The 17,754-nt window shown below is 44.8% G+C and carries 20 protein-coding genes; 13 read left to right on the top strand and 7 right to left on the bottom strand.

Annotated features, from left to right (window positions below; genetic code table 11):
• Window positions 1-303: 303 nt before the first annotated feature.
• The 4 genes from ANME2D_RS08700 to ANME2D_RS08685 all read left to right on the top strand — a co-directional run bounded on the left by ANME2D_RS08700 (window position 304) and on the right by ANME2D_RS08685 (window position 2,330).
• Window positions 304-1,278 carry a radical SAM protein gene (locus ANME2D_RS08700; protein WP_081810221.1) on the top strand — a complete coding sequence of 325 codons (975 nt, stop codon included), beginning with the start codon at window positions 304-306 and terminating at the stop codon, window positions 1,276-1,278.
• A gap of 27 nt (window positions 1,279-1,305) precedes the next feature.
• On the top strand, window positions 1,306-1,614 hold the full coding sequence (locus tag ANME2D_RS08695; protein WP_048090728.1) for a nucleotidyltransferase domain-containing protein: 309 nt from the start codon (window positions 1,306-1,308) through the stop codon (window positions 1,612-1,614).
• Window positions 1,602-1,826 carry a nucleotidyltransferase substrate binding protein gene (locus ANME2D_RS08690; protein WP_052368729.1) on the top strand — a complete coding sequence of 75 codons (225 nt, stop codon included), beginning with the start codon at window positions 1,602-1,604 and terminating at the stop codon, window positions 1,824-1,826. The genes ANME2D_RS08695 and ANME2D_RS08690 overlap by 13 nt, the downstream gene beginning before the upstream one ends.
• Window positions 1,827-1,925: 99 nt before the next feature.
• On the top strand, window positions 1,926-2,330 hold the full coding sequence (locus ANME2D_RS08685) for a M67 family metallopeptidase (RefSeq protein ID WP_048090727.1): 405 nt from the start codon (window positions 1,926-1,928) through the stop codon (window positions 2,328-2,330).
• A gap of 8 nt (window positions 2,331-2,338) precedes the next feature.
• On the opposite strand, the gene ANME2D_RS08680 is transcribed toward ANME2D_RS08685, so the two are convergent.
• The 5 genes from ANME2D_RS08680 to ANME2D_RS08665 form a co-directional block, all read right to left on the bottom strand.
• The gene (locus tag ANME2D_RS08680; RefSeq protein WP_048090725.1) at window positions 2,339-3,082 is read right to left on the bottom strand and encodes a hypothetical protein; all 744 of its coding nucleotides are present in this window, start codon (window positions 3,080-3,082) and stop codon (window positions 2,339-2,341) included.
• A 42-nt stretch (window positions 3,083-3,124) separates the two neighbouring features.
• Window positions 3,125-4,267 (bottom strand): zinc ribbon domain-containing protein, encoded by a 1,143-nt coding sequence (locus ANME2D_RS08675; RefSeq protein ID WP_052368727.1) that lies wholly within the window; start codon window positions 4,265-4,267, stop codon window positions 3,125-3,127.
• A 71-nt stretch (window positions 4,268-4,338) separates the two neighbouring features.
• Window positions 4,339-4,515 carry a hypothetical protein gene (locus ANME2D_RS17965; RefSeq protein ID WP_157834034.1) on the bottom strand — a complete coding sequence of 59 codons (177 nt, stop codon included), beginning with the start codon at window positions 4,513-4,515 and terminating at the stop codon, window positions 4,339-4,341.
• Complete coding sequence (locus tag ANME2D_RS08670; RefSeq protein ID WP_048090723.1) at window positions 4,512-5,927, bottom strand: phosphoglucosamine mutase; 1,416 nt, start codon at window positions 5,925-5,927, stop codon at window positions 4,512-4,514. The genes ANME2D_RS17965 and ANME2D_RS08670 overlap by 4 nt, the downstream gene beginning before the upstream one ends.
• A 42-nt stretch (window positions 5,928-5,969) precedes the next feature.
• Complete coding sequence (locus ANME2D_RS08665; RefSeq protein ID WP_048090721.1) at window positions 5,970-7,868, bottom strand: threonine--tRNA ligase; 1,899 nt, start codon at window positions 7,866-7,868, stop codon at window positions 5,970-5,972.
• Window positions 7,869-8,083: 215 nt separating this feature from the next.
• Between ANME2D_RS08665 and ANME2D_RS17370 the strand changes: the two genes are divergently transcribed.
• From ANME2D_RS17370 to larB, 4 genes are all read left to right on the top strand, one after another.
• Window positions 8,084-8,314 carry a ribbon-helix-helix domain-containing protein gene (locus ANME2D_RS17370; RefSeq protein ID WP_198527389.1) on the top strand — a complete coding sequence of 77 codons (231 nt, stop codon included), beginning with the start codon at window positions 8,084-8,086 and terminating at the stop codon, window positions 8,312-8,314.
• 20 nt (window positions 8,315-8,334) lie between these two features.
• A complete protein-coding gene (gene ftsZ / locus ANME2D_RS08655) occupies window positions 8,335-9,474 on the top strand; it encodes a cell division protein FtsZ (protein WP_048090720.1) in 1,140 nt (379 codons plus the stop codon).
• Window positions 9,475-9,488: 14 nt separating this feature from the next.
• Entirely contained in the window at window positions 9,489-9,611 is a 123-nt protein-coding gene (locus ANME2D_RS18835) for a hypothetical protein (protein ID WP_277812927.1), read from the top strand.
• Window positions 9,612-9,691: 80 nt separating this feature from the next.
• Complete coding sequence (gene larB / locus ANME2D_RS08650; protein WP_048090718.1) at window positions 9,692-10,468, top strand: nickel pincer cofactor biosynthesis protein LarB; 777 nt, start codon at window positions 9,692-9,694, stop codon at window positions 10,466-10,468.
• Between the two features lie 22 nt (window positions 10,469-10,490).
• Here the strand turns inward: larB and ANME2D_RS18410 are convergent, their stop codons facing one another.
• A complete protein-coding gene (locus ANME2D_RS18410; RefSeq protein WP_198527388.1) occupies window positions 10,491-10,649 on the bottom strand; it encodes a hypothetical protein in 159 nt (52 codons plus the stop codon).
• 111 nt (window positions 10,650-10,760) lie between these two features.
• Between ANME2D_RS18410 and proS the strand changes: the two genes are divergently transcribed.
• The 3 genes from proS (at window position 10,761) to ANME2D_RS08635 (ending at window position 14,921) form a co-directional block, all read left to right on the top strand.
• Window positions 10,761-12,206: a proline--tRNA ligase gene (gene proS, locus ANME2D_RS08645; protein ID WP_048090717.1), complete on the top strand. Its 1,446-nt coding sequence runs from the start codon at window positions 10,761-10,763 to the stop codon at window positions 12,204-12,206.
• A 125-nt stretch (window positions 12,207-12,331) separates the two neighbouring features.
• Window positions 12,332-12,964, top strand: coding sequence for an archaeal proteasome endopeptidase complex subunit beta (psmB, locus tag ANME2D_RS08640; protein WP_048090715.1), 633 nt, complete (start codon window positions 12,332-12,334; stop codon window positions 12,962-12,964).
• A 43-nt stretch (window positions 12,965-13,007) separates the two neighbouring features.
• Entirely contained in the window at window positions 13,008-14,921 is a 1,914-nt protein-coding gene (locus tag ANME2D_RS08635) for a beta-CASP ribonuclease aCPSF1 (RefSeq protein WP_048090713.1), read from the top strand.
• On the opposite strand, the gene thiL is transcribed toward ANME2D_RS08635, so the two are convergent.
• Window positions 14,905-15,873: a thiamine-phosphate kinase gene (gene thiL / locus ANME2D_RS08630; RefSeq protein WP_048090712.1), complete on the bottom strand. Its 969-nt coding sequence runs from the start codon at window positions 15,871-15,873 to the stop codon at window positions 14,905-14,907. The two genes, ANME2D_RS08635 and thiL, sit on opposite strands and share 17 nt — an antisense overlap.
• 75 nt (window positions 15,874-15,948) lie before the next feature.
• On the opposite strand from thiL, the gene tatC reads away from it, so the two are divergent.
• Together tatC and ilvC are read left to right on the top strand one after the other, a co-directional pair.
• On the top strand, window positions 15,949-16,680 hold the full coding sequence (gene tatC, locus ANME2D_RS08625) for a twin-arginine translocase subunit TatC (RefSeq protein WP_048090710.1): 732 nt from the start codon (window positions 15,949-15,951) through the stop codon (window positions 16,678-16,680).
• 72 nt (window positions 16,681-16,752) lie between these two features.
• The gene (ilvC, locus tag ANME2D_RS08620; RefSeq protein WP_048090708.1) at window positions 16,753-17,748 is read left to right on the top strand and encodes a ketol-acid reductoisomerase; all 996 of its coding nucleotides are present in this window, start codon (window positions 16,753-16,755) and stop codon (window positions 17,746-17,748) included.
• The last annotated feature ends 6 nt before the right edge of the window (window positions 17,749-17,754 follow it).

Here is a 17,754-nt window from a genome sequence, read left to right as displayed (position 1 = left end):
AGCTTCCACTATCGTCCAGCTCGTATGCACTCCGGCATTGCATCCGAACTCTGCTTTGTCCAACAATCCCTTTGCCAGCGTTTCATCCAGCGCCTTCAAGCACTCCTCTGGAGTGTGAGGCTCCTCTATCATATATCTTGCCATATTTTACCTCCACTTTTATTAACCGAATCCCCTCCAAAAGTACAATTGCTGTACCATATATTCTTAGCATGTCGGAATATAAATAATTTTTGCTGGATTCGGAAGTACTGGAATTCCACAAGTATTTATGTATCAAAAAAGTATCCTGAAAACATGGAAATGAACGCAGAAATCAAAGCCGAGCTTATTTCTATCGGTGCTATTGATATAGATAGCTCCCTGCTTGGGAGGATTACCATCCCTACAGCAGGACCGGGTGCAGGTGGTAAGGCTTTTTTCTTCAGATCTGGGAAACGCAGGGTAAGGCTGGTAATGGACGAGGGCTCGCCTCTGCGGGCCATCAGAGATAACGGCGACATAGTGATATTAAAAGGCGGCAGGGAGCTTGTAAGGGGGACTATTGAAGAGGAACTTATCCACTGTCCTGAGCAGGCATATATCACAATGAGCGAGCGCTGCATTTACGACTGCAAGTTCTGTCCTGTCCCCAGGCTTGATGGTAAGGTCAAATCAACCGATGAGCTGCTGGCACTGGTCGAAGAGGCACACAGTCTTGGAAATATGAAAGGGATATCGATAACCTCTGGAGTTGAAGAATCGCCAGAGAAAGAAGTGGAAAGGGCACTTCTCCTGGTCAGAGCATTAAGGAAATACAATGTTCCAATAGGCGTCTCTGTCTATCCCACAAAAGACTCATCCCGCCTGTTAAAAGAGGCAGGGGCAAGTGAGATCAAATACAATGTGGAGACCATGGACAGGGAGATCTACGACAGGTACTGTAAAAAACCTCCTCTTGATTTCACGCTCCAGTGCCTGAGGGATGCTGTCAGTATATTCGGAAAAAACTATGTGTTCACGAACTTTATAGTCGGGCTCGGAGAGACTGATGAGATTGTAGAAGAGCAGTATGAGGAACTTGCAAAGATAGGTGTTATTCCGATACTAAGGGCAGTAGGAGTTCATCCCCTGCGGTTCGGGGAACTGGAAGCAGAACGCCCGACAAAAGAGAGATTGCTGAAACTTACAAAAATGGCGCGAAGAATCCTGGATAAATACGGATTAGATGCAGGTGCGGCGAAGACCATGTGCTTGCCGTGCACAGGGTGCGACCTTAACCCTCATATCGACCTTTGAATATGGAACCGCAGATGAGCGTATAAAATGCTGATATCAGATATTTACGAGGAAAGCCTGGAACAGGTAAAAAAAACTGTACTCGATGCTTTGAGGGGAGAAGATGTCATGATCATTCTCTTTGGCTCACGAGCAAGGGGAGATTACAGCAGACGTTCTGATATAGATATAGGCATACTCCCAAAGAATGAGTACAGCAAGAAAAAATTAATTCTTTTAAAAGAAAAACTTGAGGAGATGAATATTCCATATAAAGTTGAAGTGGTGAACCTTTCTAAAGTTTCAAAGGTTTTCAGAGAAAAAGCACTGAAAGAAGGAGTATTATGGAAAAGCTGAAGTTAACAGCAGAAGATGCAGGAAAGGCATTAATAACCTTAAAAGAGATAATAGACACCCCCTACTCTGTAATAGTAAGGGATGCAGCTATTCAAAGATTTGAATACAGCTTTGAGATATTCTGGAAATTCTTAAGAGAATATCTCAGGGTAATTGAGGATTATCACAAACTTATGGATAGAGTATATCAGCACCTCATGAAAGAGGTATAGATGACTGAAAAACTTGAGCACATTTCTCCCAGCATTGAAGAAAATCAAGCTTCTGATACTGAGAAGGTTTTTAATCTCCTGAAAAGTCTTAATTAATATATGATTTATGAAATCAAAATCTCACATCATGATATGGCGCTGATACAGGAAGAGCTTGAAGCAAATAAGCCGTATGAAGCCTGCGGCGTACTTATAGGGATTATCAACGATAGTACGGCGCATGTAGAAAAAGCCCTGCCTGTAACCAATGTTAGGCGCACAAGGACGAGTTTTGAGCTTGATCCGAAGGAACACTATGATGCCTGGAACGATGCTGAGAAAAAGGGCAAAGAGATCATCGGGATATACCATACCCACCCTGTCTCGTCTGCCGTTCCTTCGCTCTGGGACAGGGAGACAATGGAGAACGTTACATCAGTATGGCTTATCGCAGGCGCCGATGGGATGAGGGCTTATATATGGGATAATGGAATAAAAGCTATAAAAATAGTAGAATATGAATGAAAATGCTGTCATTCCACCTTCAGGATAAAGCTATCCACCTTTGTGGTTGCATTCCCGAGCCCTCCGACATAATTTGTGTAAACTCCGACAAACCCTCCCGGGATCTTATCAACATTAACCGGGCTGCCTTCCAGTTCATTCCCATTCCAGTATGCCGTCGCCTTTCCGTCTTTAACCCGTACAGCCATCTTATGCCAGCCCTCTTCCTTCGGAACTCCACCTGGAATTCCCCCGGGGTCCCAGAACTTCAGATAAACAGGGAAATTCCTTGTATCCAGTCCAACATAGGCAATGTTCAGTGTCGGGTCAGAGGATTTGAAATCACAGACGAACCTGTAGAAATTACCCTCCACCGGGTTTATAAGAAAAGCTATTCCTGACAACTGGCCTGTGTCACCTTCTGTAACAGGGCAGTAGATCATTGCTTCAAGATAGAAGTTATTTACCTCTCCTGTAACAGCATAGCTCAAACTTGCAAACCCCCCTGCATTTGCATTACTCAATGCACCGATGCCGTTATCTCCATCAGGTGCGTTATTGTCTCTTTTTCCTTCAAGATTATCCAGATTGAAGTATGGAAAAAATGCCCATCTAAGTTCAGGTCTACCATCAGGAAAACTATCCCTGAGCGTCATCTCATCTGATTGCGTTGAGTTCGATTGCTGCTCGGGTCTTTGTATACACCCGCTTAATACAGCGCTTAATATAACTATCACTACAAGTACTGTACCGGCCCACACTAATCTTGCCATTAATCAGGTTTTTCTTCTTTCAGGTATAAATAGTTACAACATTCATAGAGATTTATTCCCCACAAAGTTGTTTGTCAGTGAACGGAGACTATAGACTCCCGCCAATCCCAGAAGTTCAAGATTCTTGGATGCATTATAATCTGCATTCATTTCAGATTCGCATTTAAGACACAAAAACCTCTCACCTTTGCGATTTCTTCTATCGATGTTGCCACAAACAGAGCATCTCTGCGAAGTTTTCCAAGGACTCTTATGTGCTATGCATATCCCCTTCTCTTCACAAAGCTGTTCTAATCGTTTGCCGACCCTGGCATAATGCCAAAAAGATAGAAGCCTGTTAACTTTACGTGAAAACTTTCCACGCTTATTGGCTTTTACATTCTTGAGTTCTTCAAGAGCAATAAGTTTGATGTTGTCGGTGTCTAACTGCTTAAGACACCTGTTCGTTTCTGTCTCTATAAAATGATGATAACTCTTTCTTCTTTTTCCACCCTTCTTGATTATTTCTTTCAGTCCTTTTCCTATCATCTGTCCATTAGAACATGCTATCATGCAGTTGAATCCCCTATCGACTCCCATGACATTGCCTTCCTGCCTTAATGGGGTTTTCTCTTTCTCAAAAATTAGATCAATAAATATTCCTTTTTTATCATAACCGAGCCGCACCGAGTTAGATAACGTCCAGCCATTATCCCTGAATTTGTTTGTATGTTTAGTCCAGTTGAATGGAATTACCATTTTTGGTACACCAGAACCTGTTTTAATGCAAATCTCGAAATGACCGTTGAATTTCTCTATCTCCACAAACCTGCTGTCCAGGTTAGCCATATGTGATTTAAATCTCGGCATCCTTTGAGACCTTTTACTTTTTTTCATCTGCGAGCGGACTATTTCTTTAGCCTGTTTCGATGTACACTGGCTCAATCTTGCGGTTACTCCAAATCGTTCCTCTATTGATTTAGTTATGCCCTTATCTGCTAAATTTTCCGTGAAGTCGGATGCTGACCAGAAAAGACAGATGCAGTAGTTGATTATGTTTTGATATAAATTAAGGAACACTCTCATTGTATCGGATTTCGATTTGTTAAGGTCATTCAGATATATCCGTGATGTACGCCTCATTGACCCGTGATTGTTCTGTTTATATCGCTTCTTCATGTTTTTAGCGTAAATAGAAAGTTTCATGATTTAACTAATTTTTCCTTGAACGCTTCTATATAGGCATCTCTATTTAATTCAGCAATATCGCCCACGATTTATTCATTTTCCATCCTAGTGAACCACATTCCATCAGAAAAAAGAATTTCTATATTCACATTGTTTATTTTTTCATACACGCTAAACTGTACAGTTACACTCTCATTTTTTGGGTTTTCACCATACTGATAATGTGTTCCAAATGTGGCATTGTCCTCTATACCAATCTTTATCAAATTCTGTGAAATGCCCCAACTGCTCTCTCTAATCCTTCCATTGCAGTCCTGTTAAGCCTTCTCGCTATATCCTCAGTCCTGCCCTCTGCAAAAACCCTTACCTTTGGCTCTGTCCCGCTTGCCCTCACAAGGAACCATCCGTCTGTATAATCCACTCTTATACCATCCATATCCGTGGCACTCTCATAGTCCCCTGGTATCTCCTGCTTCAATCCATCAAGAACTGCCTGCGTATCCATACCCTCAGGAAGTATTTTTGCATCTTTTATCTGGTGATATCCTGGATATGAAGCAACAAGCTCAGATAGACTCTTCTCTTCCTTCGATAGTATCCCTGCCATCAGTCCTGCGAGCATAGGGCCTTCACGGCTCCACTCAAGCAGTACTGAGCCATGTTCTTCAAGACCTATCTGAGCGCCACATAGCAGTTTTGCCTGCGCAAGATACGGCTCACCGACAGGGGTATAGATCACTTCTGCGCCGAGGGTTTTTGCAACGTGTTCTATGAGGTTGGAGAACGCTATCGTCACAGCGATCTTCTTCTCTTTATCTTTGCTCTGGCGCAGTACATGGTCTGCGATTATCGCGGCAGAGATATCTCCCTGAACGAATCTTCCTTTCTCATCCACGAATGCAGTCCTGTCCCCGTCGCCATCATGTGCAACCCCAAAATCTGCGCCCTCCCTTATCACAAGTTTTTTGAGTTTTTCAAGGTTTGCGTCTGTAGGCTCAGGATTCCTCTCCCTGAACATGCCGTCGTATTCGCAGTTGAACCTGATCACCCTGTGCCCCAATCTCTCAAGTGTTTCGGGCGTCACAGATGATGCTGAGCCTCCTCCGCCATCAACCACGAGTCTCATAGGTGTTGTGGGAAATAGCCCTGTGACATACCTGACTATGTGAGCACGGTACCTATCGCTGGCTCCGTTATCTCTCAATCTTTCTCCTTTTTTTGTTATCTTATTCAGGTCACCAAAATATATCCTCTCAAGGGCAAGGTCCTCTTCTGGAGAAAAACCCCTTCCACTTTTACCCAGACACTTTATACCGTTGTACTCGGGTGGATTGTGTGAGGCTGTGATCATCACGCCAGCATCAGCCTGCCTGCCCGCCTCAAGAGAGAGCGTGTTTGGCGTTATTATACCCAGGGTCAGTGCATTGCACCCATGGTCTGTGATCCCGGCGACCAATGCCTCCTCAAGCATATCTGAGGAGATCCTTGGATCTTTTCCTATGGCAACGGTCTTACCCTCACCAAGGTATACTGCCAGGGCTGCACCAACCTGTTTTACCTTATTTGCGTCCATTCCCTCATTCACTATACCGCGAAAACCAAATGTCCCGAAAAGCTTTTTTTGTTTGCGCAGGTTCTTATAATCACCAATTTTTTCAGTGAAATCTTCGCAAGGCATGATTAACTGAATAAGTTCCTAAAGTATTAAAGTTAACCCTGATTACATAAATCTCGGCCTTGCAGATAACCGGGCCGCAAGTGCGAGTCCCCTGTACGGGAGACCGGAGATCTCATCTGATGCCCTCTCATTGAGTTCCTGTACGGTCATCTTTACATTTGCAGGTTTGTTGGGTAATGATTCACTCCTGATCGTAACAGTGATATTACCACTATTTACCTCTTCATCACCAACAACCACGACATACGGGACCCACTCTTTTCCAGCATCGCGTATCTTCTTGCCCACTGTCTCTTCCCGGTCATCAATATCTACCCTGCAGTCCAGCCCTTCTGCCACTTTTTCGGCATACTCGATATGCTTCTGTGTAACAGGGATTATGCGCACCTGCGTTGGGGAGAGCCAGACAGGGAACATGGGGACGATACCTTTTTCTGAATTCATATATGCCTTCTCAAGAAGTGCATACATACATCTCTCAATAGCCCCGCTCGGTGAGCAGTGCAGGATGAGCGGCCTTCTTTCCTCTCCTGTCGGGTCAATATACTTTATATCGTACCTTTCAGCATTCTCGACATCGATCTGGACTGTAGAAAGTGCACTTGCCTTGTCCATGGCATCAATATAATTGAACTCGAACTTGAGGACAAAATAGAAGAACCTCTGGTCCCAGAGCTCTATCAGTACAGGTTTGTTCACAGTCTTTACAAGCCCGACTATGAAATCCTTATTCTCTTCATAAAAATCCCGTGTGAAGCGGATAGCTACCTCATAATCTGAGAGGTCTAAACCGATGTCTGAGAGTACATCTATACACATATTGTACTGCTCATTGAACTGGCGTATCGCCTCATCCATATCTTTACAGAGCGTATGCATATCAGGCATGGTGAATGCCCGAAGCCGCCTCAGCCCCACAAGTTCCCCGCTTTGCTCTTTCCTGAAGCTGTAGCGGGTAAGCTCAACCATCTTAAGCGGGAGGTTCTTATATGATATGGTCATGTCATGGTTCATAAGGAACTGGCCAAAGCATGCCGCAAACCTCAGGAAAAGCTGCTTCTTATCAGCTTCTATTGAGTACTGCCTGGCAGGGAAACGGTCAAGATATTTCTTCAGTGTGGGATGGTTCATATCATACATCAGGGGTGTTTCGACTTCCATTGCCCCCTTCCTTGCAGCCTCTTCCAGGACATAATTCTCAAGCAGGCTCTTCATTAATCTTCCCCTGGGATAGAAACGCATATTCCCCTGATCAGAGCCAGGTTCATAATCAGAAAGTTCAAGCCGCCTCATAAGCTCTACATGCGGGGGTATCTTATCAACTGCCCTGCTCTTATGGATCTCATAATTCACAAACTTCGCAAGATTACCGTGTCCGCTAAAATCAAAGTCATCGGGTTTTATTAGTTCTCCCCGTGGTGTTAATATATACCAGTACGATGTTGCCTTTGCCTCGGATTTTAATGCCTCTGAGACCACTTCCTCTTTTTCCTTTACTACTGCTGCGCATTTTTTCTCACCTGCCCGTATTGTTCTTGAGAGCTCTGATAGGGGATGCCCCTTGCATTTTATAGTAAAGGATTTGTACCAGCCAAAAGGTGCACGTTTTACTTCAAATTCAGCTTCTTTAAGCAATCCCTCAAGTTTCTTTAGTGTATCAACTGCGGCTTTCGGGGATGCTAGACTTGAGCTGAGATGTGCATACGGGTAGAGCATTATACGATTCGTCTTAACCTGCTCTGCGACTTTTTTTATCTCCTCAAAAGCTTTACAGGTTGCGTATTCAATATTTCCTTCATCATCTCTCTCGACCGCCACAAAAACAGCCACAGCTTCTTCCATGCGTCCTTTTTTGAGGCTGTCCTCTATTTTTTCAGCAACCGGTGTGCTTCTTTTTGTTTCGTACTCTATATAATCAGAATGGATAAGTAGAATCTGCATTCTATCACTTTCGTGTATCTACATGATAATCAAGCTTAAAGTTTTGTTGGTTTTCTATCAATGCCGGGTTAATATTTTAAATCTATGATCATAATGATGATATTTAATAGGTAAACTTATATAGTATAGTGTAATACATGTGTCAGACAAATGTCAGACAAGTGTCTGATACGAGGCGTACAGGTATATGTCTACTGCCGAGGGAGATACCAAGAATGCAAATGCAAAGAATAACACTTAGGCTCCCGGAACAGCAATTAAAAATGATCGATATGCTGGTCGAGTATGGTGAATTTCCGTCCGCAAGTGAAGCAATCAGGACGGCTATAAGGGACTTGATCGATCAGAGAAGTGAAAAATTGGTCGGCAGGATAAAACTATTCGAGAAAGCGCAAGAACAATCAAAAAATGCTGATAGCTTCCTGCGCTTAAAGGACGAACAATAGAAAACTAGAGGGGATGAAAAATGGAATCATTTGTACAAGATGCTCTTAAAATGGCAGAAAAAGAACAGCAGTTGAAGAGAGCTGCGACAGGCGCAATGGACGAGGTTGAAGATTTCGGGACACCAAAGATCGTTGTGGTCGGATGCGGCGGCGGTGGTAACAACACAGTAAACCGCCTATACAACATAGGCGTAGCCGGCGCAGATACGATCGCAATAAACACGGATAAGATCCACCTTGATATCACTCAGGCGGATAAGAAGATCCTGATAGGTAAATCATTGACAAGAGGACTCGGGGCAGGCGGATTCCCTGAGGTCGGAAAGAGAGCTGCTGAACTTGCAAGAGGAACGCTTGAAGAGGTACTGAAGAACGCAAACCTTGTATTTGTCACCGCAGGTATGGGCGGCGGAACAGGAACAGGTGTAGCTCCTGTGGTCGCACAGATCGCCAAAGACCAGGGAGCGATCGTTATCGGTATGGTGACAAGCCCGTTCAGGGTCGAGCGAGCAAGGATGATCAAAGCAGAAGAGGGCCTTGATGATCTAAGGAACTCAGCAGATACAGTCATTGTACTTGACAATAACAGGCTGCTGGATTACGTACCAAACCTTCCGATTGATCAGGCATTCTCGGTAATGGACCAGTTGATATCAGAAACTGTAAAGGGTATATCCGAAACCATAACACAGCCATCGTTGATCAACCTTGACTATGCTGATGTCAGGGCTATAATGAAGGGCGGAGGGCTTGCTGTAATGCTTGTCGGAGAAGCAAAAGGGCAGGATAAGGCAAAAGAGGTCGTAAGGGCAGCACTGAACCATCCACTGCTTGATGTGGACACAAATGGGGCAACCGGGTGTCTGCTGCATATCACAGGAGGAACTGATATGTCTCTCCATGAGGCTGAACAGATCGCATCTTCACTGACTTACGAACTTGATTCCCATGCCAATGTGATCTGGGGCGCCAGGGTAAGGAAGGATTACGAGAGTAAAGTGCGGTGCATGGCTATAATGACCGGTATCAAATCAGCCCAGATCATGGGGCCAGGCAGCAGTAGAGTTAAAGAATCTTCACGCACCGGTTCTCCTGTGCCCGTTGGAAGATCCAGGATACCAAGAGGGCCTAATATCTCAATAATAGACCAGATAGTGTGAGAAAGGGTGATAACATGCAGTGTAAGAACTCAAGAATAGACTGCGTTACACGCATCATTAACAGGAAATGGGAAGAGGCGCGTGCATGTGACTACGGGGTCCCATGCGATCATAAAGATAAAAAGATAAAAGCATAGATCCGGCAAAAGAGCATTGTTGGATCCTTTTTATATTTTATGTGCACAAGACTAATCCATATGAAGGCCTACTTTAGCATATGGATTTATCAGATACATTGAAAAAACTAAAAAATAATGAGATAAGTCTTGAAGAAGCTGAACGCACCCTTCGGATAACTAATTTTGAACTATTATCGGATATTGCCAGGGTGGATATCCACCGCTCAAAGCGGACAGGTATTCCTGAGGCTATAATAGCTGATTGCAAGGCCTGCGATGAGGTTGTATCCATAGCACGGGTTCATTTAAAAAATGAAGGAAGAGTTATTATAACCCGGATCAGTGATGAGAACTATCAGGCACTGGGGTCACTGGCAAAAGAGATGGGGATGGATATTAGATACTCAGAGCGTGCCAGGGTTGTTGTTATAGGCAATCCTGTTGATAGAACAGGGGGAAGGGTAGGTGTTATTTCAGCAGGTACGGCTGATATTCCTGTTGCAGAAGAGGCAAAGGTAATAGCACAGGAGATGGGCTGCGCAGTCACTACAATATATGATGTCGGTGTAGCAGGGATACATAGACTGTTCCCCGGATTAACAGGGCTTGTTGAGGCAGGCGTGGATGCCGTTGTTGTTGCCGCAGGCCGTGAGGGCACGCTCCCGGCGATCGTATCAGGGCTGATCGATGCACCTGTTATCGGGGTTCCGGTCTCAACAGGCTACGGCGCAGGAGGTAAAGGCGAAGCAGCACTTCTTTCTATGCTCCAGTCCTGCTCTGTTCTAACAGTGGTAAATATAGATGCAGGGTTTGTTGCCGGTGCTTTTGCAGCAAGGATCGCGAATCTGGCTGCAAAGCACAGAAATAAAGCATAGAAATCAAAAGTGTATATCTGCTCTATCTCTTAATACTGATGTTTGCTGTCTTCCAGTTCTCATCTACACCATGAAGAGCATTAATCGAACCTGCTACCATTCCGCACAACATCTTCCTGACAAATTCATTCAGCGGGATTTTTTTCCCATCTACTTCCAGAACAATATTAACATCATTCATAAAAATCTCTGTACTCTATGGTAAAGGTTAATAATAGTCTTGTGGCTATTTTTCAAAATGCTAAAGTCTTATAGCTAATAAGACATAGTAACACCCCATACGGTGACGTTCATGGCAGAAAAGCAGATCGAAGAAAAGAAGACAGCACTTCCTAAGAAATCAGATTTCAGCGAATGGTATAATGAAATCCTTATGATAGGGGAGATAATGGATGTGCGTTACCCCGTAAAAGGGCTGTATGTCTGGTTCCCTTTTGGCTTTGAGGTACGGAAGCGAACGTACGCGATCATACGTGAGCTGCTTGATAAAGACCATCAGGAGACGCTTTTTCCTCTGCTGATCCCTGAGACCGAGTTCATGAAGGAAGCAGAACATATCAAGGGTTTTGAAGATGAGGTCTACTGGGTCACACGCGGAGGTCAAAATGAACTTGATATCCCACTTGCCCTGCGTCCCACAAGTGAGACGGCTATCTATCCTATGTATAAAGTGTGGGTGCGCTCCCATGCCGATCTGCCGATTAAGATCTACCAGATTGTGAATACATTCAGGTACGAGACAAAACACACACGTCCCCTTATCCGCCTGCGCGAGATAACGTCATTCAAGGAAGCCCATACAGTGCATGCCACATGGGATGAGGCATCAGAACAGGTAAAAGAAGCGACGCGCATCTATCAGGAGTTATACAGGCGGCTGGCAATCCCCACTATAGTCTCAAAACGCCCGGACTGGGATAAATTCCCGGGGGCAGATTACACAATGGCTGTGGACACGCTGATGCCAGATAACAAAACGCTGCAGATAGGAACTGCACATCATCTTGGGAACAATTTCGCAAAAACGTTTGATATCATGTATGAGGACATAAACGGAGAGCAGCAGTACGCCCAGCAGACCTGCTACGGGATATCAGAGCGGTGCATAGCTGCACTGATCTCTGTTCACGGGGATGATAAAGGACTGATATTCCCGCCAGAGGTTGCACCCATCCAGGTTGTGGTCATCCCGATCCTGTTCGGAAAGAGCGATGAGATAACTCAGGCATGCCGTGCTGTTGCGGAATCTCTGAGGGCAGGGGGCATCCGCGTGGTTCTTGATGAGAGTGATGAGCGCCCCGGGGCCAAGTATTACAAATGGGAGATGAAGGGCGTGCCGCTAAGAGTGGAGATCGGCCCGCGCGATCTTAAAAATAATGTGGCCACTGTTGCCAGAAGGGATAGCGGAAGCAAGGAGACAATCCCGCTGGATCATATTGCAGAAGAGATAAAGAAGCGATTCCAGGATATCCACGGCAATTTGTTTAAAAAAGCTGAGCAATCATTAAAAGAGCGCATATTCGATTGTACAACAATAGAAGAAGTAAGGGATAAAATCCCGGAGGGTATCGCCAGGATACCGTGGTGCGGCGAACGTGAATGCGGGCTTTCGATGGAAAATGCTGTCGGTGCAGGTATTCTTGGCATTCCTGAAGGCGAGCCTGGCAGAGGCGCTGGAATTTGTCCTGTATGCAAGAGAGAAACGCAGCACATGGCGATAATGGCTAAGACTTATTAGAAGAAGGAATGAATATATAATCCGTTGTATATTTAAAGGCAAAAACCTTTAAATATCTATAAACGAATTATAGATTGCTAATTTTCTCATTTTTTACTAATGAGGTATTTGAGAGGTATTTAAAAATGGACAACATGCAATATAAAGGAACTACTACAATTGGGTTAGTTTGCGATAAAGGTGTAGTCTTAGCTGCCGAGAAAAGGGCTACTATGGGACACTTTATTGCAAGTAAGGATGCCACGAAGATCTATCAAATCGATGACACTATAGCTATGACCACCGCAGGATCGGTAGGAGATGCCCAGAGGCTTGTAAAGTGGATGCAGGTCGAGGCCAAGCTCTATAAAATGCGCAGGGAAGAACCTATGACTGTAAAAGGAGTAGTAAGTTTACTTGCTAATATCCTGAACAGTTCAAGGTATTATCCATTCTTTGTCCAGCTTCTTGTCGGTGGAGTAGATAAAAACGGACCGAGCATCTATTCACTGGATGCTATCGGTGGAGTAATCGAAGAGAAGAAAGCAGTAGCGACAGGATCAGGTTCACCAATCGCATACGGTATACTTGAAGATAGATATGTTGAAAAGATGCCGATTGAGGATGGAATTAAGCTGGTCGTACGTGCCCTGCATAATGTCATGAAGCGCGATTCTGCATCAGGCGATGGCATACGTGTAATAACAATAACTGCTGAGGGCTATAAAGAGTTAGAAGAAAACGAGATTAAAAAATTACTTGAGACTATAAAATCTTAAAGATTTTATTTTTATTTTTCCCAATTTTTGAAGGAGAACAACGATGACAGTTGATGAAGTACTTAACGACTTAAAACAGAAAATAAGAGCACAACTTCCTAAAGATATAACCATATCGGATGTAGATTTTGAGGGACCAGAGCTGGTTATTTATACAGAAGAGCCAAGAAAATTCGCAGATAGCGGCGACCTTATAAAATCTCTTGCAAAGGATCTGAGAAAACGACTGGTTGTGAGACCGGATCCAAAGGTTCTTGCCCAGCCAGAGGGAGCAATTACCTCAATCTCAAAAATTGTCCCTCCTGAGTCCGGTATCTCAAACCATTATTTTGATGTGGATACAGGTGAGGTCATAATTGAAGCTGAAAAACCAGGTCTTGTAATAGGCAGACACGGTGAAACACTGAGGGAGATCACAAAAGAGATCGGATGGACACCAAAGGTAGTTCGTACGCCTCCCATGAAGTCCGCTACAGTGAGCAACATACGCCAGTTCATGCGTGCCAATAAAGATGAACGTAAGGCTATACTGAAAACAATAGGCAGGAAGATACACCGCGGAGTATCATCCAAAGATAAATGGGTAAGATTGACAACCCTGGGTGCCTGCCGTGAGGTTGGACGCAGTTGCTTCTTACTATCAACCCCTGAGACCAGGATACTAATTGACTGCGGGGTTTCAGTGAGCGGAGATGAGAACGGTACACCTTATCTCTACGTACCTGAAGTGCATCCGATAGGTCAGATAGACGCAGTAATCCTGACACATGCACATCTTGATCATGCAGGACTTGTGCCCTTACTGTACAAGTACGGGTTCGAGGGACCGGTTTACTGCACTCCCCCTACACGCGATTTGATGGCACTGCTCCAATTAGATTATATCGATGTGGCTGCCCGTGAGGGAAGGAAGATCCCCTATGAATCGGCCATGATCCGTGAGGTTCTAAAACACACGATAACATTGAACTATGGCGATGTCACCGATATCGGCCCGGATATGAAATTGACATTGCATAATGCAGGACATATACTGGGCTCCTCGGTAGCGCACTTCCATGTAGGGGACGGTCTATACAATATTGCCTTTACAGGTGATTTCAAGTACGAGAAGACACGGCTGTTTGATCCTGCCGTTGCTGATTTTCCACGCATAGAAACAGTTGTGATGGAAGCAACGTATGGTGGATCAAGGGATATGCAGCCCTCAAGAAAAGATGCTGAGCGGCACATGCAGCAGTTAGCAAAAGAGACCCTTGAGAATAGAGGATGTCTGCTTATACCGACCTTTGCCGTGGGAAGAAGCCAGGAAGTCATGATTGTGCTTGAGGAAGCTATACGTAAGGAATTAATTGGGAATGTTCCTGTTTATCTTGATGGTATGATTTATGAAGCAACAGCAATTCATACAACACACCCTGAATATCTAAACAATGAACTTAGAAACCAGATATTCCATAAGGGAATGAACCCGTTCCTTTCAAAATGCTTTGTTCAGGTAGATTCAAAGGAGATGCGTCAGAAAATAATCGATAGTCGTGAACCCTGTATTATCCTGGCAACCTCAGGTATGCTCAACGGTGGACCAGTCATGGAATACTTAAGATCGCTCGGTCCTGAGGAGAGGAACACCATGGTCTTTGTAGGCTACCAGGCAGAAGGAACACTTGGACGGCGCATTCAGAAAGGATGGAAAGAGGTACCCGTGTATGCAGGTGGAGGTAGGACAGAGACTATCAAGATCAATATGCGTATAGATACGGTTGATGGATTCTCAGGCCACTCGGATAGAGTACAGCTTCTGGAATATGTCAGAAGGATGAGACCGAGGGCAGAACATATCATAACCCAGCACGGGGATGAGAAGAACTGTATGGATCTTGCAAGCTCAATATACAGAAAGTTCAAGATAGAGACCCGGGCCCCGATGAACCTTGAGACTATAAGGCTGGCTTAAAGTGCTCATACCCCCGTGCTCTTAGCTCTTCCAGCCTGCCTGCCCTATCAATAAATACTCCTCTGTCAATAACCTCACCGATAGCAGTTAGAGGACAGCTTCTTCTCACTCTATCGATCCTATCTGGAGCCACGGTGAATAAGAGCTCAAAATCCCCACCTGTAAAAACCACTGCCTCCAGCAGTTCATCGCCTTTCAATAGCTTTTTAACATATGGCAGGACAGGCAATTTGCTCTCATATATTTTAAAACCCACATTGCCTGCCCTGCTCATATCATGAAGTGACAGTGCAAGCCCGTCGCTGATATCCATCATAGATGTAACCGAGCGGGATTCTGCAAGGGCAATACCCTCGTATATTCTGGGTACGGGCTCAAACAATGCCTTTAATACCTCCTGACCGGGTGGTATTCCCCTATTCAGAGCAAAAAGAGCTGCTCCAGCAGAGCCAGGGTATCCTGTCACACATACGATATCCCCTACCTTTGCCCCGCTTCTGCGAATAAGCAGTTCTTTTCTCACGGTGCCAAGCGCAGTACCTGCCATTGTCAGTTCATCATGTGCGTCCGTATCACCGCCAATGATCTGCGTCCCGTATTTTGAGGCGCACTCATCCATTCCCTTTACTATTTCATCGACAAATTCAAGTTCAGTATCAGGCGGTATGCCCATTGCCATTACAACACCGATAGGTCTTGCACCTTTAGCAGCAAGATCGCTCAGATTTACCGCGACCGACATCCATCCGATCTGCCTGCCGCTCATCTGGAATGGAAAATCTGTTTTTCGGTGGAGCATATCGGTAGTTATGACGATATAATCCCCGATACCAATATCAAGCACAGCGCAGTCATCCTCACCAGCCCCTATGACGACGTTATCTCCTGGCCTTGCAAGTAACCTGGAGATATGCGCAATCAATGCCCTCTCATTAAGCTGGTTAATTTTCACAAGTAAATATCTACCACTGTATCTATAGCTTTCTCTGCATCATATTTATTATTAATAAAGGATCAGTAGACTTAAATGAACACTGTACCGGGCGACGAAGAGCTACCGCTTGTTGAACATATAAAAGAACTGCGATCAAGGATGATCATTACTGCAGTTCCGATCGTTATTATTACAGTAGTTGCTTTCATGTTCTCTGGCGAGTTGCTGCAGTTGATATGGAAACAGGCGTTGAGATTGATACCGGAGGAGGTGGTAACTGTGCCCATGGTCATGTATTCTCCGATGGAGGTGCTCATGACAAAACTGACCTTTTCCCTGGCATGTGCGCTTTTTTTTGGGATACCGCTCATAATGTACGAGGCGTTCATGTTCATAGGAAAAGGACTGTACGAGAATGAAAAACGATTCTTTATCAAGATTGTACCTCTCTCCTTCATTCTATTCTCAGCGGGTGCAGCACTTGCTTACTTTGTTGTCGTGCCTCTCACGTTTAAATATACAGTCTTTTATTCAATCGATGTAGCAGCCCCGCAGATCTCAGTTATAAAGGCGATCTACACGATGATTACGCTTGTTGTGGGTTTCGGTCTTATTTTCCAGTTCCCTCTCCTGCTGATATTTGCTTTAAAGATGGATCTCTTGAAACTTGAGCCTCTAAAAAGAAAGCGAAAGATAATATACGGTGCTCTTCTGGCAGTTTCATTATTTATATCGCCAGACCCAACAATATTTTCTGAGTTGATCGTGGCTGCAGTACTTGTGATCCTGTTTGAGTTCAGCCTCATGGTAGCCAGATTCTTTTGATGTTTTAGAGAATACAATTAACAAAACTAATATACATATTAATGCAATCAAAGGAGAAGGAAGGTATCAACTATGTTAAAAATATTCCATGACAAGGATGCAGATTTGGATGTGTTGAAAAATAAAACGATTGCTATTATAGGTTACGGCAGTCAGGGTGCCGGTCAGGCACAGAACCTTCATGATTCGGGGCTTGATGTGGTTGTAGGCGTAAGGGAAAACGGTGAATCATGGTCTCAGGTAAAGAGTGATGGTCTTGCGGTCATGAGTATTGCAGATGCTGCAATAAAAGGAGATCTTGTACAGATGCTCATACCTGATGAGATACAGAGCACTATATACTACAGTGAGGTCGCCCCGCATATGAGCAGCGGCAAAACGCTGTGTTTCTCACACGGGTTCAATATACATTATAACCAGATCGTGCCTCCAAAGGACGTGGATGTGATAATGGTCGCACCGAAAGGGCCGGGCTTCCTTGTCAGGCGCACATATACCGAAGGTATCGGTGTCCCTGCACTTCTTGCAATATACCAGGATGCGACAGGACGTGCATGGGATACAGGCATGGCCTATGCGAAAGGAATCGGCGCCACACGCGCAGGCGTGTTAGAGACCACGTTCAAGGAAGAGACCGAGACTGATCTTTTCGGTGAGCAGGTTGACCTGTGCGGCGGCTGTACAAGTATGATAAAAGCATCTTTTGAGACGCTTGTTGAAGCGGGATACCAGCCTGAGGTTGCATATTTTGAGACACTGCATGAGCTAAAGCTCATAGTCGACCTGATTCATGAAGGCGGCTTGAGCAAGATGTGGTATTATGTATCCAATACCGCCGAGTACGGAGGACTGACCGTTGGACCGAAGATCATCAATGAGCAATCGCGCCAGGCTATGAAAGAGGCACTGCGCAGGATACAGAGCGGTGAATTCGCAAGGGAGTTCATACTTGAAGGCAGGGCAAACAAGCCTGTGCTGAACGCGCTTGAGAGACAGGAGAACGAGCATCCTGTAGAGAAGGTAGGGAAAGAGATCCGCGCCATGATGCCCTGGCTTAAGAAGGATTGAGCTATC

The sequence above is a fragment of the Candidatus Methanoperedens nitratireducens genome (assembly GCF_000685155.1).
Lineage (GTDB): Archaea > Halobacteriota > Methanosarcinia > Methanosarcinales > Methanoperedenaceae > Methanoperedens > Methanoperedens nitratireducens.
Note: the sequence above shows the minus strand (reverse complement) of the source record. Positions and strands in the feature narration are given on the sequence as shown.